The following is a 15,895-nucleotide window of genomic DNA, read 5'->3' on the forward strand; positions in this document are numbered from 1 at the left end:
TTGCTATAAACGTCTAGTAACGCATAGTATCAAGGGGGCTATTGAAATGAAGGCTATAAAGACCTATAAAGGGGCTAGGTAGCCTGCATTTGATATTATAATTTAGGCTGATGTCGCTCACTAGATAAGCAGATTAATAGAAAGGTAGGGAGAAAGTCCGTGTTAGCCAAAAAACCGAAAGGTGCCACTGAAAAACGCAAAAAAAGTAGCGTATCAGGCTTATTGTGGATGTTCGTTGGCGCGGTATTGACGCTGATGATTGGAGTGTTTTTATATCTCTCACCATTGTTTAATTTTAGCCCTGCAGATAGCCAGATTGCTAACGATCCCAATCGTCAGGTGGAGCCGCGAGTGGAGACTGACACTGATAATGCTGATTATGAGTTTTATGACATTTTGCCTAATCAAGAGATGGCGACTATTCCGGATGAAGATATTGGCGAGCTAGATAATGATAGCTTAAACGGTATTAATGATTTTGAAGCGGATGTAGTGGTCACCCAGCCTGAGACTAGTAATAGTAATGATAGCAATTTTGGCATCTCTGAAAGCACGACTATTCAGCCTAGCAACGATAATAATGCAGCAGCCAATACGGATAATGAGATTACTATTGTAGAAGAAAATGCGACCTATGATGGTACAGCGCCTACAGCTAATGAGAGAGCTAATAGTACTAATACCGCTGCTGGTAGCGGCACGGCTAATGTACAAAAAGCGCAGCCCGCCACTTATATTTTGCAAATCAATAGTTTCGGTGATGCTGATGAGGCGGATCGTCGCCGCGCGCAAGTATTGATGGCAGGGGTAGATGCTAGAGTGGTAAAAAACACGACTGGTAATGGTTTACCTATTTATCAGGTTATCTCACGGCCGATGAATAATCGTCAGGCGGTCGCTAATGCCCAGCAGCGTCTACAGAACAACGGCATCGATTCTATTATCGTTGAGCAGCGCCGTTAAGCTTATAGTTATATTTTTGAAAGAAGCGTCACTACGACGCTTTTTTTATGCTATTTTTTTGATAGCTTGAGTCCTTTATAAAGCGGCATAATGAATAAGTCCTATCAAAACCAAATTATCAAACGCCTACTAAGAGCATAACCATGAATTCAGCCGATACTACCGTAGCTCCTACTGGAATGATTAAATCGTTTTTTCAAAAGTATTTTATTGATGCCTTTACGGGTATGGCGTTAGGGTTGTTTGTGACGCTAATTGCTGGACTTATTATCTCGCAGATTGGCGGCTGGTTACAGATTCCAGCGCTCATGGCTATCGGTAAGCTTGCCTCAGTATTAATGGGCGCGGGTATCGGGGTCGGTATTGCCTATTATCTAAAAGCGCCAACTTTGGTGATGCTCAGCTGTTTGGTAGCAGGGATGCTTGGCGCGCATACCGAAGCATTTATGGCAGGGACTTTATTTATCGCCCAAGAAACGGGACCTGCGACATTTTTGGCTTTGCCAGGTAATCCTATTGGCGCTTATCTGGCCTCAGTATTTGCTTACCGTGCTGGTACTTGGATATCAGGAAAAACCAGGCTTGATATTTTACTAGTGCCGTTAGTAGTCTGCGCCATGGCTTGGGCGGTTTGTGCATTTTTAAATCCGCCTGTAGTAGTGGCGGTCAATGCCATAGGACAAGCAATACAAGCAGCAACCGAGCTACAACCTTTATTAATGGGTATCGTGATAGCGGTGATAGTTGGTATCTTACTGACATTGCCCACCTCTAGCGCTGCCATCTGTATAGCTATTGGGCTTGGCGGCTTGGCAGGAGGTGCAGCGGTAGTAGGCTGCGCGGCGCATATGATTGGCTTTGCAGTGGCAAGCTTTAAGGATAATGGCTTTAGTGGCGTCATCTCACAAGGATTAGGCACTAGTATGCTTCAAATCCCAAACGTGCTAAAAAAACCTATTATTTTGCTACCAGCCGTGATTGCTAGCGCTATCGTTGGCCCTATCGCCACAGTAGTGTTTGAGCTAGCTTGCACCGCTACGGGTGCAGGTATGGGTACCGCAGGACTCGTAGGGGTATTTGGAGTGATTGAGGCCTCACAAGAGCTAATGAGCACCACGCAGTTATGGACAGCAATTATCTTACTGATGTTTGTATTGCCAGCAATTATCGCCGGATTGGTGGCTTGGTTGATGCGAAAGTTAGGCTGGCTAGTAGCCGGTGATATGAAGCTGCCTTAATACCAATTTTGTATCATTCAAGCCATTTTTACTGAAAAACCAATAATAAAAATCCCAGCTATGCATAATAACTAGGATTTTTAATGCTAAGGATTGACTAGCAGCAATTAACGACGCACATCTTTTGGGGCATCGCCATTAGGCCAGTCTTTGTCTTTATTAGCTTTTACCGGACGCGGCAAGTGCGTAAAGTAGCCAGCGATATCGACCGCTTCTTGATCGGTTAGGGTGTTGCCTTGACCAAAGGGCATTTTGCCTTTGATAAAAGAGGCGGCGGTATAAGTACGCGCCATACCAGCACCGTCATTGAAAGATTTGTCACCGGCGACCGCGGGGAAAACGTAAGTGCCATCGTCATTATATTGGCCCTCGCCATTCTCGCCATGACAAACGCTGCATTTTTCTGCAAATAGCTTTTTGCCATTATCAGTATTGGGCTCTAGGCTCTTATCTACTTTGACAAAACCGCGTCCTTCAGGAGAGACACCAAAGGGTAGATCTTTTGATAGCCAGCTCATATAAGAGACAATAGCATTCATATCATCTGACCCTAGATCTAAAGCTTTACCATTCATAGAGCGCTCAAAGCAGCCATTGATACGCTCTTGAATGGTATTGATACGACCAGAGCGCGAGCGATAAATAGGATAAATACTAGGCATATTTTGCCATGGAGCAGCGAACGCTTCTGAGCCGTTGGCTAAGTGAAAGCTCGTACAGTTGAGCTGATTACCGACATTGTTTGGCATCTCTTTATAAGTGTTATTGACAAGTAGCAAGCCTCGGCGAACCGCCGCGCCGTATTCGTCATCTGGAATAGTAGACTCATCTGGCATTTTGATAGCAGGCTTAGGGCCAGCTACGCTATCAGCGTTAGCCGTAGAGCCGGAGGTCAACTCAGTACCCGTAGGCCCACTCATCCCCGCAGGCATCTGAGCCTTTAATTGTTCAGCGCGAGCTTCTAGCCCTTGTACACGGGCGATAGCGGCTGCTTCTTCAACCCGATCTGTCGCTTTAACGCTTTTATCATCGCTACAGCTAGTGAGACCTAAAGTGCCAACTGCTAATAGGGCGACCATAAGGACGGATGGTTTTTTTAGGGCGAGGTTGTTCATTGGAATATCCTTATCGTAAATAATAATATGTGATATCGCACATATGAACTACTTTTAATGAGATGATTAGAGTAATGACTATAAAAACACTAAAGCATCTACTATAAAGTGAAGTCTGGCCTAGTATTATTATTAGACACTTTAAGACTTATCGCTTAGAGCCAAAATACTTTAGATAGTTATAGTTCATTAAAACTTACTCAACAAAGCTGAGCAAACATCTCATTAAAAGTAGTGAGTTAAGAGTGATGACTTAATAAAATATATAAAAGTATATCATACTAGTTCGTATTCGTTATTCAGTAAGCTAAGCGTAACATAATAAGTTTATTTATAAAAAAACGCCTAAACCCTAAAGTTCAAGCGTTTTGTGGCTCAATAACTGCTCTTTAATAGTTAATTTATGCGCTATTAATTAGCACTGGACTTTGACTGTCGTCTTTTTTTTAGTTTGCGAGACAGCTTATTAACATCGTTAAGTATCTTGCTATAGCGGGTGGGGAAAGCACGCTGTACCGCATCTATCATCTTGGCATCATTACCGATTAGTAGACGAGGCTGATTGGTAGCGGCAGCCTCTAAAATGACCCAAGCGGCGTCATTGGCATCAAACTTTAGGAATTTGTTAAAGCTTTTAATAGCGCTTGGGCCAGAGCGCATCCCAAGCTCGCTAATACTATCATTACCGCGTGCGCTATTGGCAATGTTGGTACGGATACCGCCAGGATGAATGCAGGTAGCCGACACACCGCAGCGCTGAATATCTAGCTCTTGACGTAGACTTTCAGTAAAGCCGCGTACTGCAAATTTGCTAGCATTATAAGCAGATTGAGACGGCTGAGCGGTCAGACCAAATAGGCTTGAGATATTAATGATATGACCGTGCTCAGCGAATTGCCGCGATTTATGATGAGCCTTGGCAGTATGAGACTCAGTACTAGATTCAGTCTCGCTAAGCTTAACGCTGTTTTTTATCAGTGGTAAAAAGGCTTTGGTGCCATAGACCACTCCCCAAAAGTTGATATCCATTACCCATTCAAGCTCCTCAATACTGCTCCCTTCGACAGTAGAGTAGAGCGCTACGCCAGCGTTATTGAAAACAAAGTTTACTTTGCCATGATCAGCCATTACGCTCTCAGCCCAGTCATAAACGGCGTCTTTATCAGCGACATCGAGTACGGTAATAGTGCTGATGATATCATAGCCCTCGATCAGCTTTTGCGTCTCAGCCAGTTGCTCATGGTTGATATCAGATAACGCCAGATGACAGCCCATCTTTGCTAGATGAATGGCAAGCGCGCGACCCATACCGGAGCCGGCACCAGTAATAGCGGCCACGTGGTCTTTATAAAAAGTACGGATATCTTTGCTCTGACTAGCATTATTAGAGTGGGGTTTTAGGGAGTCGGGTAAGTGCTGTCGTAGAGCCGAGGTCATTGAAGTCATAGCGGTTAACATAAGTAACAATCCTTTGTAATGTTAAGTGAGCGATGGTGATGAGGTGATAGCGTGCTAGGTTCTATTGAACAGACCCTAGTAAGAACAGCTTAGCACGACTTAGTAACAGCGCCGAATAGCATTGGTATACGCGGTTGTCATTCTATTACTCTAATAAGCGGCTCTGACATGATGATCAGAGGTAAAATATAGAAACTCAACATATAAAAAAAGTGTCTAGCATGGAGTATGCTAGACACTTTTTTAGACTAAGATTTTACAAGCTAAAACTTTTACAAGCTAAAATCGTGAACTAAGCAATTTTAGGTATTTTACCTTCATTAATTACTTCATCATCGACCGTGACTAGCTTAGCGTTTTCCATTGAAGGCAGCTCATACATGGTCTCAAGCAAAGCATTCTCTACGATAGAGCGTAGACCACGCGCGCCTGTTTTACGCTCCATGGCTTTTTTGGCGATAGCATCTAGCGCTTTTTGCGTAAAGGTGATCTTCGCGCCTTCCATATCAAATAGATACTCGTACTGCTTAACCAAAGCGTTTTTAGGCTCAGTCAAGATCTGTACCAATGCTTCTTCGTCAAGCTCTTCTAGAGCAGCAAGCACCGGCAGACGACCGATAAGCTCTGGAATCAGACCAAACTTGATTAAATCCTCAGGCTCTACTTGCTGCAATAGCTCAGAGCTACGGCGGCTATCATCTTTGGAGCTGACATCAGCATTAAAGCCAATACCGGTTTTTTCGGTACGCTGCTGAATGACTTTATCAAGACCGGCAAAAGCGCCACCAACAATAATCAAAATATTGCTAGTATCGACCTGAATCAGTTCTTGCTGCGGATGCTTGCGCCCACCATGCGGCGGAATAGCAGCAACCGTGCCTTCGATAAGCTTAAGCAAAGCTTGCTGTACGCCTTCGCCTGACACATCACGAGTGATAGACGGATTCTCACCTTTTTTACTGATCTTATCGATCTCATCGATATAAATGATGCCTTGCTCAGCTTTGCTAACGTCATAATCTGAGGCTTGTAGCAGCTTTTGGACGATATTTTCAACGTCTTCACCGACGTAACCGGCTTCGGTCAAAGTTGTGGCATCAGCCATAGCAAAGGGCACATCAAGCAGTCGCGCTAACGTTTGTGCCAATAAGGTCTTGCCAGAGCCGGTTGGGCCGATAAGCAAGATATTACTCTTGGCCAATTCAACCATCGCGTCATCCGCGCCAATCTTAGCTTTTCTTTTGTCATTGGCTAGAGTCTGACTGACTTTTAGACGTTTATAATGATTATAAACCGCGACCGACAAGGCTTTTTTGGCCGCGTCTTGGCCGATGACATAATCATCGAGTTTGGCGCGTAGCTCTTTGGGCGTTGGCAGTTTTTTATTGATCCATGAAGTATCAATATCGCTATCAGTATCGTCGCTATCATCGCTGCTATCGACGATCAGATCGGTACAAAGCTCAATACACTCATTACAAATATTGGCATCATCAGCAGCAATTAATTGCTTAACTTCATTTTTAGCTTTACCGCAAAATGAACACTGCGGGGTCTTGTCTTTTGCCATATAAGGCACTCCTAAAATCTTGCTTTTCTGGTTTAAAACTTAGCGGTAAACGAAGTTTGGCGATTGTCTTTATCTTAGCTATAGTCTAAATAACAGACTATTTTTTTAGCTCAGTAGGGCGACGCTCTAGGACTTCATCGACTAAGCCGTACTCTTTGGCCTCACGAGCATCTAACCAAAAATCACGCTCAACGTCTTTTTCGATTTTCTCTACGGGTTGACCGGTACGCTCAGCCAAAATCTCATTGAGACGCGCACGAGTCTTCAAAATTTCACGCGCATTAATCTCGATATCAGTCGCTTGACCTTGTGCGCCGCCTGAAGGCTGATGAATCATCACCCGAGAGTTGGCTAAGGCGTAACGCTTACCTCTCTCGCCCGCAGCTAGTAGGAATGAGCCCATGCTATAAGCGCCGCCCATACAGATCGTTGAGACTTCTGGCTTGATAAAGTTCATGGTATCAAAAATAGCGAGACCAGCACTGACCGAACCACCAGGCGAATTGATATACAGATGGATGTCTTTGTCAGGGTTTTCGGCTTCCAAAAATAGCAGCTGTGCGACAATTAAGTTCGCCATGTGATCTTCGACTTGACCGGTCAAAAAGATAACGCGCTCACGTAATAGGCGTGAGAAGATATCGAAAGAGCGCTCGCCACGTGCCGACTGCTCAACGACCATCGGCACTAATGCCGCTTGGGGCGCTTGCGCGGCGCTTTGCACATTATCGTGCGCGCTCATGAGCATATCAAAATGAGGATTGGCAGTGATGCGATCATAATCTGTCATAGGGAGATCCTAGTATTAAAATAAAAGTAGGGAGGATAAGTATTGAGATAAAGTAATGATGGTTATAAAAAGTGCAGTAATAGTAACTTTTTTAGTCAGTAATAGTAAATGCTTAGCGTAACAAATGATAAATTCTTCCCTATTAATAGGGCGTATAGCTTCATTTATCAAGGGTCAGCGCTAAAGATAATAAAAAACCGCTCATAAAGTAGCCTTATGGCAAACTCAGCTAACAAAAATGCCCCAACAAGATTTGTTGAGGCATTTTTCTTTGTCTTACAGCTATTTAATCTTACAACTAATTGATAAGTGCTAATTAGCTATTACATAGCTTGTTGTTGCTGCTGAGCGGCTAGCAAATCTTGATAGCTCACTTCTTTTTCAGTGACTTTACCTTGTCCAATCAAGTAATCAACCACTTGATCTTCTAGTACTACTGATTCGATATTCGCGCGTTGCTGCTTATCGTTAGTGTAGTATTCAATAACTTCCGCTGGATCTTCGTAGTTTTCAGCCGCTTCTTTGATGAAAGTCTCAACGCGATCTTGATCGACCTCTAAGCCTTTGGTATCGATAACGCGAGCAACGATGATACCCAAACGGGCGGCACGTAGCGCTTGTTCTTCAAATAGCTCATTTGGCAGCATATCTTTATCGAAGCTATCAGCACTTGAACCAAACTGCTGAGCAAAACGCTGCATCATCATGCTGCGCTGACGATCAATCTCTTGCTCTAGCATAGCGTTAGGCACATCGAACTCGTTCTTTTCTAGTAACGCATCAAAAGTCGCTTGCTTGACTTGGCTACGCGCGGCGTTCTTGATTTCGCGTTCCATGTTTTTACGCACGTCTTCTTTTAACTTCTCAACGCCGCCCTCTTTTACGCCAAATAGCTCAAGGAACTCTTCGTCAATCTCAGGTAGCTTTGATTTTTCAACTAATTTTACGTTGATTTTGAACTGAGCTTCTTTACCCGCTAAGTTCTCAGCTTGATAATCTTCTGGGAAAGTGACATCGATGACTTTTTCTTCGCCAGCTTTCATGCCTTTGATACCATCTTCAAATCCTGGAATCATCTGACCGCTACCGATAACGAGTTTGAAGTCCTCAGCAGATCCGCCTTCAAACTTCTCACCATCGATTGAGCCTTCAAAGTCAAAAGTGACTTGATTGTCTTTTGCCGCTTTGCCTTTTTTCTCAACGAACTCAGCGCGCTGCTTTTGTAGATTTTCGATCATGGTGTCGACATCTTCATCGCTGACGGTCGCGGTGTGACGCTCAACTTCAATCTCATCGATACCTTGGACGTCGATTTCTGGAAAAATCTCAACCGTCGCTTGATAAACTAAGAAATCATCTTCTAGTTTGACGTCATCGATATTTGGCATACCAACGGCGCGGATGTCCTCAGATTTGATCGCTTCAAAAACGGTATCGCGGATCACATCATTGATGACTTCTTGCTGAATACCAGCGCCATACTGTGAGCGGATGTGCGACATAGGGACGTTACCTTTACGGAAACCGTCAATCTTGGCCGTTTTTGCTACTTGGCGAATACGTCCTTCGACTTTATTTTGGATTTTTTCGACAGGAACTTTAACCGTTAGCTGAGTTTCTTTGTTAGAGAGCTTGTTGGTTGTGACTTGCAAATCTGTAGCCATGTTAATTACACCTTTGATGATAAATAATAGCCAATCGCGCTTATTTATACCTATAAATAGATAGCAATAAACGGGTTATCGATTGCCGTTAGAATGAATAGGGTTTCGCAGACATCAGCTTTGAATATCAACAGCTAAGGTCAATTATAGCAGCCCGTATGCCATAACCACTCTCTTAAAAATAATTTGATCACTATCTAATAATTAAAAGGGGCAAAAAAAATAGGGCAGCAATAAAATTTAAAAGTAGAACAGTATAATCTATCTACTAATTAAAGTAAAAGCTATCTGTCGGCTAGCCTTAGCTTTGGGTGATAAATTAGCAAAAACTACCCTTTATACTTTCATAATTGCTGCAATAACTGACGAATCGCTTGGCCACGATGGCTCATTCGGTTTTTATCAGCGCTATCTAAACTTGCTGCCGTCGCCCCAAGCTCCGGTAACCAAAATAGCGGATCATAACCAAAACCACCCTCGCCATGTGGCGTCTCTAAAATCTCACCTTGCCATAATCCTTGCGCGATAATCGGTAGCGGATCATCAGCATGACGCACGAAGGCTAGAACACAAACAAATATCCCTTTAATCGGCGTGTCCTTATTATCAAGGCGGTTTTGCGCGCGAATAGGCTGCAAATCATTGATTAGCTTAGCGTTATTATTGGCATCATTCCCGTGCTCGCCAGCAAAGCGCGCTGAATAAATACCCGGCGCATTGCCCAATGCTGGCACGCACAGCCCTGAATCATCAGCGATAGCCGGTAGCCTGCTAATACGGCTCGCATGACGGGCCTTGATAATAGCGTTTTCTACAAAGCTCAAACCATCCTCTACCGCATCCTCTATATTTAATTGACCTTGAGGAATAATAGTAACGTTTAGATTAGCGGCTGCAAATAACCGCTCAAACTCAGCTAATTTACCTTTATTATTGCTCGCCAGCACCCATTGCTGCTCTACTTGCTCACCCTCTTTAACTGCTGACACAGTGTCTTTAAGCATTTGCGGGTTATTATGATTCATAAGGTATTTCCACCTCCTAAAATTTATTTTTAAGCAATCGTATATTTATCATACGCTCTATAACATTCAGTAACTGATATTTGTAGCGAGTGTTGCTATACTACGCCATAAGCTACAGTGAATTATAGCTCACAGCTAGTGAAGTTATTATTAAGTATTTATCGATTGAGAATCTACTAGTTAGTTTGAAGCTTTAGTGACTCTCAAGAGTGATGAGGCTTATGATTATTTCGCTTCAGCTTGTTTTAGGTTTATAACTTTTGTATTTATAATAAAGTGTATAAGTCAGCTCAATTGTCTTACACATTCACTAACAATAAACTCAGCCAATTTAGTCCAGCACTTTAGAGTGTCTTTTATAGTGCAACAACAACGCAAAATTAACTATAAACGATTTGATGACTAACCAAGCAAGGATAAAATAACTATGTCAAATATTAAACTACCAGACCTACCGTATGCAAAAGACGCGCTAGAGCCGCATATCAGTGCCGAGACGCTAGAGTATCATCACGATAAGCATCATGCCGCTTATGTGAATAAACTAAACGAATTGCTACCAGGTTCAGGCTACGAGGGTAAAACGTTACCAGAGATTATCAAAGGTACAGCAGAAGACGATAGCAAACAGACTATGTTTAACCAAGCGGCGCAAGTTTGGAACCACACATTCTATTGGAACTGCATGACGCCAGACAATGGTGGCGGCGAACCTACTGGTGATCTAAAAGGCAAAATCGAAGAAGATTTTGGCAGCTACGATAAGTTCCGTGAAGAGTTCAAAAACGCAGCAACTTCGCAATTTGGTTCAGGTTGGGCATGGCTAGTGACTGATAAAGTCGGCGGCAAACTATCTATCATGAAAACAAGCGATGCAGATAACCCACTTGCGCATGACAAAGTAGCGGTATTGACTTGTGACGTGTGGGAACATGCTTACTACATCGATTATCGTAACCGTCGTCCTGATTATGTTGATACGTTCCTAGATAAGCTGGTGAACTGGGACTACGCGAATGCGAAGTATAAAGGTCAAGATGCTGGTGTTGAAGAGTAACTTTTAATTTAGTAGTTGATTTAAAAAAAGGGACGCTGTTTGGCGTCCTTTTTTTTAGTCTGGGTTTTGGAGGTAGTTGTAGAGTGCGGTTAGCGCAGCGTCACCTAAAAGCTGTAAAAATAGAGCACTGCTTCGTTAGGTTTGCAAGAAAAATCCTTTAAATAAGATTTTCTACTAGACTTAATTAGAGCTTCAAAACGGTGGGTTATGCTTTACCTGCATTCTCTACGAGAATTTAATAAAACTAACCGCACCCTACGCAAATTATATTTGTTGAATGCTTGAGCATTCATATTGCGTTTCTAAAGGTGCGCGAGGCGACACCCTACGAGATTACAAAACCTCAAAGTTATACGCGCTTAAAGCTTCTCTCAACATCGCAATATTATAATAAGCATGGGCATTGACGGTATTTTGAAAGAAGATATACAGCGTATCAAAATGCTGACGTTGATTGGCAATCGCTTGTGCCCAGTCCTGCATTTCCGTCTCGCTATAACGATAATCATGGCGGTCGGCGGCGCTCATCGCATCCCACCAGTTCAGATTGTTGCCGTGCATCCGCAGATAACCGGTACGCTGGGTGAATATCAGCCTTGATGGCGGTAGACCGCTGACTTTGGGATAATCGACGCTACACCAAATCAAACCTTGCTCTTTAAAGCTATCGATGACTTGCGGCGTGTGCCAAGCGTTATGACGAAACTCAACCGCTAGCGGATAATCGCCAAACCAGCTTACCAAATTGGCTAGATATAGCCTGTGCTCACGAGTGCGATCAAAACCGTGCGGAAATTGGAGTAATAAGGGCGCTAAAGCAGCGGCTTCAATCAGTGGCGTTAAAGCATTGAGAAAAGCCTGTGCATGCTCGCTTGTGCCTTTCCTAGCATGAGTAAAGTCTTGATGCAGCTTGACCGCAAACTTCAGCTCGCTATCGGCTTGCACATAAGCTTTATTGACCATACCAGCAAAGGCCTTTTGACCAATAGGCGCATAAAAAGTGCTATTAATCTCCACCGCGCCGTATTGCTTAGCGTACTCACGTAAGAAGTCGCTCTTTTTGGTGCCCTTAGGATACAGGGTGCCCAATAGATCGGTATCGCTATAACCGCCCGTGCCTAGATAAATACGCGGAGTAGAATCAGTATTCATAACGACTATTATTAACCCTTCTTATTATGGATTGAGCTCTATTTTTGTCGCTGCCAGAGCCATTCAATAACTGCTAGCAAAGCGTTATCACTACCGAGCTCACGAGTTATTGCCGAGCGCCCTTGTGTAAATAGCGACTCTGCATAGTCTTTGGCCGACTCAACTCCCATCAGTTTGACATAAGTAGATTTGTCCAGCTTTTCATCGCTACCAGCAGGCTTACCTAACGCATCGGTGCTAGTGGTCACATCCAAGATGTCGTCTTGGACTTGAAAGGCAAGGCCTATATACTGCGCGCACTCTTGTAATGCCATGCGCTGCAGCGCGGTGGCTCCAGCACAAATACCGCCCATTAACAGCGCCGCTTCGATTAAAGCGCCGGTCTTATCGCGGTGGATGGATTCTAAGTCGCTTTGGCTAATATCGCTGCTAGCTTCGGCATTGAGATCGAGCATTTGCCCTGCCACCATACGCCGTGCTCGCGGCGCAAAAATAGCTATAAGCTTACTGGCTATTACATTATCAAAAGGGGTAAAGCTCGGTATCTCTGCCGTCAGAACTTCAAAAGCAAGCGTTTGTAAAACATCACCTGCTAACAGCGCGGTTGCCTCATCAAAGACAATATGAGCGGTGGGCTGACCGCGGCGTAGCTCATCGTCATCCATACAAGGCAGATCATCGTGCACTAAGGAGTAGCTATGTAGCAGCTCGACTGCCAAAGCCGCTCGCCGGCACATATCATAATGAGCTTCATTATTTAAAACAGTGTCTAGATTTGCTGCATTATCTTGTGCCCATTGATCGGTACTGATAGTAGTGGCTTGAGTGCCCTCAATAGCCGTCAAAACACTGGCAAAGGCACTAGCAACCAACAGCGGACGTACCAGCTTACCTTGAGAGGTCATCACATAACGGCAAGCGTCATTTAGCGGATTTGGTAGATTGGCATAGCAAAATAAAGCTTCGATATCTTGTGCTAGCTGCGCACGAAGAGTGCTTTGAAATTGCTCAAAACAGCGAAAAGGAGTGAAATGCGGTGCAGTAGTAACAGTCATAACTCGACCCATCAAATAAGCAAGAATAAAAATAAAGCTAGTGTAGCATGTTAGTCATTGGCTTCTATACCGCTTTCATTAGCCTTAGTTAGGTTATGAGTTAGGTTATGAGTCACGTTATCAGTTACGTTTTGATGATTTAATTTATCAAATGAATGTGTTTTCATAAAGTAGAAGTATTTATTTAAAGAGTTATACAAAGATAGCGGCATAAAAGGGGTAAGGACAGATGTAAATGATCGTCCTTAGCCTATTAGTGACTTGCGAGTCTGGCATTAGCTTGTGACAGTCAGGGGCATAATCCCCTAAACTGATTGGCACTGATTGAGGTCAAAAGTCTGATGATTTAACTCTGGCTATTTGACGGTTTGGTTTTACAGCGCTAAAAGTCAGATTGGAATTTTAATAATAAACATAGACAGACAGCTTAGAGGTGCAAGCGCTGATAAACTGCGTTTTACACTTTCATTTTAACACCTAGATTTTATACAAACAGCAAGGAGTTCCAAATGGTCTATCAAGGAAATCGCATTACGGTAAGCATGTTAGAAGATGGCATTGCCAACATGCAATATAACGCCGAGGGTGAGAGCGTTAATAAATTCGATACCGAAACCAATAAACAATTCGGCGAGGCTATCAGCGCTTTAGAAAAAGCGGACGAGGTAAAAGGTCTTATTGTCACCTCAAGCAAAGGCGTATTTATTGCAGGTGCTGACATTACTGAGTTTGTCGCGTCGTTTAAGCAAGAAGAAGAAAGCATCAAAGACTGGGTCGTCAAAATTAATGAGGACTTTAACCGCTTTGAAGACCTACCATTTCCAAAAGTTGCCGCTATCAACGGTGCAGCACTCGGCGGCGGTTGTGAGATGACACTCGTTTGTGAATATCGTGTTATGAGCGAAAAAGCTATCATCGGTCTGCCAGAAACTCAGTTGGGTATCTTCCCAGGTTTCGGCGGCACGGTACGTAGTACTCGCGTTATCGGTATCGACAATGCGTTAGAGCTAATCGCAACTGGTAAGCCTAAAAAGCCGCTAGAAGCTTTGAAACTAGGCTTGGTTGATGCTACTGTTGCCGCTGATGACTTGCAAGATGCAGCCATTGACTTGGTCAAAAAATGTATCTCAGGCGAGCTTGATTGGCAAGCTAAGCGTGAAGAGAAGCTCAATCCGGTTAAATTAAACCAATTAGAGCAAGCAATGGCCTTTAATAGCGCTAAAGGCATGATCTTCTCAAAAGCCAATCCTAAGCAGTATCCAGCACCTGCGCTAGCGATCGAGGCGATTGAGAAGCACGTGAACCTGCCACGTGACAAAGCTATCGAAGTAGAAGCCACTTACTTTGCTAAAGCGGCAAAAACGCCACAAGCAGAAAGCTTGGTTGGTCTATTCTTAAATGATCAACTGGTCAAAAAGCTTGCCAAAAAACACAGCAAGCAAGCGCACGATATCGATGAGGCAGCAGTATTAGGTGCAGGCATCATGGGCGGCGGTATCGCTTATCAAGCCGCGAGCAAAGGCTTGTCAATCATTATGAAAGATATCAAGTCTGAGCAACTAGATTTGGGTATGGGTGAGGCGAGCAAACTGCTTGGCAAAATGGTCGAACGCGACAAGATGACGCCAGCGAAAATGGGCGAAACTTTAAGCCGTATCCGTCCAACTTTGAACTATGGTGATTTTGGCGAGACTGATATCGTTATCGAAGCGGTTGTCGAAAATCCAAAAATCAAGCGCTCAGTCCTCGCTGAGGTTGAAGAGTTAGTCAAAGACGACGCTATTATCGCTTCAAACACCTCAACGATCTCTATCACTTATCTGGCCGAAGCGCTTAAGCGTCCAGAGAATTTCGTGGGTATGCACTTCTTTAACCCCGTACATCGTATGCCGCTAGTAGAAGTGATTCGTGGTGAGAAATCCTCAGAAGAAGCCATTGCCACTACCGTTGCACTCGCCTCAAAAATGGGTAAAGTGCCAGTCGTGGTCAATGATTGCCCAGGCTTCTTAGTCAACCGTGTGCTGTTCCCATACTTTGGCGCGTTTGATTTACTGCTCAAGCAAGGCGCTGACTTTGCTCATGTCGATAAAGTGATGGAAAGATTCGGCTGGCCTATGGGTCCGGCTTACCTAATCGACGTGGTCGGTCTAGATACTGGCGTCCATGGCGCGGAAGTCATGGCAGAAGGGTTCCCCGATCGCATGAAGCCTGATTATAAAGGCGCTATCGAGCATCTATACGAGAACAAGCGTCTAGGTCAAAAGAACGGCGTTGGTTTTTATAAGTATGAGATGGATAAGCGCGGTAAGCCGAAAAAGACCGCTGATGAAGCCACTTATGAGCTGCTAAAAGCCACTACCGATAGTCAAAGCCAAGAGTTTGATGATCAAACCATCATTGACCGTACTATGCTAGCTTTTTGTAATGAGACAGTACGCTGCTTAGAAGACAATATCGTCTCGACGCCAGCTGAAGCGGACATGGCGATGATTATGGGTGTAGGTTTCCCACCATTCCGCGGTGGCCCTTGCCGTTATATCGATCAGATGGGCTTAGAGAATTACTTAGCACTGTGCGAAAAATATGCGCACCTTGGCAAAGCTTATGAAGCCCCGCAAAAAATTCGCGATATGGCAGCCGCTGGCGAGACCTTCTACCCAGCTGCATAACTCGCTCCATTAATCATCTAGATAGCTTATTAGGATAAGCGCCGCGTGTTTGCTAACAGACAGCTCATTATGACTATTAAAAATAATGATCAATCAGTAAGAAGCGACGGCGCTGACCACAAAATTAAAAGGAAGATAG

General features: G+C 44.0%; 12 protein-coding genes. 4 read left to right on the top strand and 8 right to left on the bottom strand.

Going from position 1 to position 15,895, the window contains the following annotated elements; genetic code table 11:
- Nucleotides 1-159 precede the first annotated feature (159 nt).
- Nucleotides 160-963: an SPOR domain-containing protein gene (locus tag M0N77_RS00145; RefSeq protein ID WP_353102420.1), complete on the top strand. Its 804-nt coding sequence runs from the start codon at nucleotides 160-162 to the stop codon at nucleotides 961-963.
- A gap of 143 nt (nucleotides 964-1,106) precedes the next feature.
- Complete coding sequence (locus M0N77_RS00150) at nucleotides 1,107-2,201, top strand: PTS sugar transporter subunit IIC (protein ID WP_353102421.1); 1,095 nt, start codon at nucleotides 1,107-1,109, stop codon at nucleotides 2,199-2,201.
- A gap of 107 nt (nucleotides 2,202-2,308) precedes the next feature.
- Here M0N77_RS00150 and M0N77_RS00155 read toward each other — a convergent pair whose 3' ends face one another.
- The 6 genes from M0N77_RS00155 to rdgB form a co-directional block, all read right to left on the bottom strand.
- The gene (locus M0N77_RS00155; RefSeq protein ID WP_353102422.1) at nucleotides 2,309-3,316 is read right to left on the bottom strand and encodes a c-type cytochrome; all 1,008 of its coding nucleotides are present in this window, start codon (nucleotides 3,314-3,316) and stop codon (nucleotides 2,309-2,311) included.
- A 411-nt stretch (nucleotides 3,317-3,727) separates the two neighbouring features.
- Nucleotides 3,728-4,774 carry an SDR family NAD(P)-dependent oxidoreductase gene (locus M0N77_RS00160; RefSeq protein WP_353102424.1) on the bottom strand — a complete coding sequence of 349 codons (1,047 nt, stop codon included), beginning with the start codon at nucleotides 4,772-4,774 and terminating at the stop codon, nucleotides 3,728-3,730.
- 292 nt (nucleotides 4,775-5,066) lie between these two features.
- The gene (gene clpX, locus M0N77_RS00165; protein ID WP_353102425.1) at nucleotides 5,067-6,344 is read right to left on the bottom strand and encodes an ATP-dependent Clp protease ATP-binding subunit ClpX; all 1,278 of its coding nucleotides are present in this window, start codon (nucleotides 6,342-6,344) and stop codon (nucleotides 5,067-5,069) included.
- 97 nt (nucleotides 6,345-6,441) lie between these two features.
- Entirely contained in the window at nucleotides 6,442-7,134 is a 693-nt protein-coding gene (gene clpP, locus M0N77_RS00170; protein WP_371834178.1) for an ATP-dependent Clp endopeptidase proteolytic subunit ClpP, read from the bottom strand.
- Between the two features lie 323 nt (nucleotides 7,135-7,457).
- Nucleotides 7,458-8,798 carry a trigger factor gene (gene tig, locus M0N77_RS00175; RefSeq protein WP_353102427.1) on the bottom strand — a complete coding sequence of 447 codons (1,341 nt, stop codon included), beginning with the start codon at nucleotides 8,796-8,798 and terminating at the stop codon, nucleotides 7,458-7,460.
- Nucleotides 8,799-9,142: 344 nt separating this feature from the next.
- Nucleotides 9,143-9,802 (bottom strand): RdgB/HAM1 family non-canonical purine NTP pyrophosphatase, encoded by a 660-nt coding sequence (gene rdgB, locus M0N77_RS00180; RefSeq protein ID WP_353105532.1) that lies wholly within the window; start codon nucleotides 9,800-9,802, stop codon nucleotides 9,143-9,145.
- Between the two features lie 448 nt (nucleotides 9,803-10,250).
- Here rdgB and M0N77_RS00185 point away from each other — a divergent pair, with 448 nt between their 5' ends.
- Complete coding sequence (locus M0N77_RS00185; protein ID WP_353102429.1) at nucleotides 10,251-10,880, top strand: superoxide dismutase; 630 nt, start codon at nucleotides 10,251-10,253, stop codon at nucleotides 10,878-10,880.
- Nucleotides 10,881-11,213: 333 nt separating this feature from the next.
- On the opposite strand, the gene M0N77_RS00190 is transcribed toward M0N77_RS00185, so the two are convergent.
- Both M0N77_RS00190 and M0N77_RS00195 read right to left on the bottom strand, forming a co-directional pair.
- The gene (locus tag M0N77_RS00190) at nucleotides 11,214-12,032 is read right to left on the bottom strand and encodes a DUF72 domain-containing protein (protein ID WP_353102431.1); all 819 of its coding nucleotides are present in this window, start codon (nucleotides 12,030-12,032) and stop codon (nucleotides 11,214-11,216) included.
- Between the two features lie 38 nt (nucleotides 12,033-12,070).
- Complete coding sequence (locus tag M0N77_RS00195; RefSeq protein WP_353102433.1) at nucleotides 12,071-13,087, bottom strand: polyprenyl synthetase family protein; 1,017 nt, start codon at nucleotides 13,085-13,087, stop codon at nucleotides 12,071-12,073.
- Between the two features lie 509 nt (nucleotides 13,088-13,596).
- On the opposite strand from M0N77_RS00195, the gene fadB reads away from it, so the two are divergent.
- Nucleotides 13,597-15,756 carry a fatty acid oxidation complex subunit alpha FadB gene (fadB, locus tag M0N77_RS00200; protein ID WP_353102435.1) on the top strand — a complete coding sequence of 720 codons (2,160 nt, stop codon included), beginning with the start codon at nucleotides 13,597-13,599 and terminating at the stop codon, nucleotides 15,754-15,756.
- Nucleotides 15,757-15,895: the final 139 nt, after the last annotated feature.

The sequence above is a fragment of the Psychrobacter sp. AH5 genome, from assembly GCF_040371085.1.
Classification (GTDB): Bacteria; Pseudomonadota; Gammaproteobacteria; order Pseudomonadales; family Moraxellaceae; genus Psychrobacter.

Excerpts from the sequence above, each read along its gene's own strand:
- M0N77_RS00155 (WP_353102422.1), bottom strand. The coding sequence starts at position 3,316 with ATGAACAACCTCGCCCTAAAAAAACCATCCGTCCTTATGGTCGCCCTA.
- tig (WP_353102427.1), bottom strand. The coding sequence starts at position 8,798 with ATGGCTACAGATTTGCAAGTCACAACCAACAAGCTCTCTAACAAAGAA.
- clpP (WP_371834178.1), bottom strand. The coding sequence starts at position 7,134 with ATGACAGATTATGATCGCATCACTGCCAATCCTCATTTTGATATGCTC.
- rdgB (WP_353105532.1), bottom strand. The coding sequence starts at position 9,802 with ATGCTTAAAGACACTGTGTCAGCAGTTAAAGAGGGTGAGCAAGTAGAG.
- fadB (WP_353102435.1), top strand. The coding sequence starts at position 13,597 with ATGGTCTATCAAGGAAATCGCATTACGGTAAGCATGTTAGAAGATGGC.
- clpX (WP_353102425.1), bottom strand. The coding sequence starts at position 6,344 with ATGGCAAAAGACAAGACCCCGCAGTGTTCATTTTGCGGTAAAGCTAAA.
- M0N77_RS00185 (WP_353102429.1), top strand. The coding sequence starts at position 10,251 with ATGTCAAATATTAAACTACCAGACCTACCGTATGCAAAAGACGCGCTA.
- M0N77_RS00195 (WP_353102433.1), bottom strand. The coding sequence starts at position 13,087 with ATGACTGTTACTACTGCACCGCATTTCACTCCTTTTCGCTGTTTTGAG.
- M0N77_RS00190 (WP_353102431.1), bottom strand. The coding sequence starts at position 12,032 with ATGAATACTGATTCTACTCCGCGTATTTATCTAGGCACGGGCGGTTAT.
- M0N77_RS00150 (WP_353102421.1), top strand. The coding sequence starts at position 1,107 with ATGAATTCAGCCGATACTACCGTAGCTCCTACTGGAATGATTAAATCG.
- M0N77_RS00160 (WP_353102424.1), bottom strand. The coding sequence starts at position 4,774 with ATGTTAACCGCTATGACTTCAATGACCTCGGCTCTACGACAGCACTTA.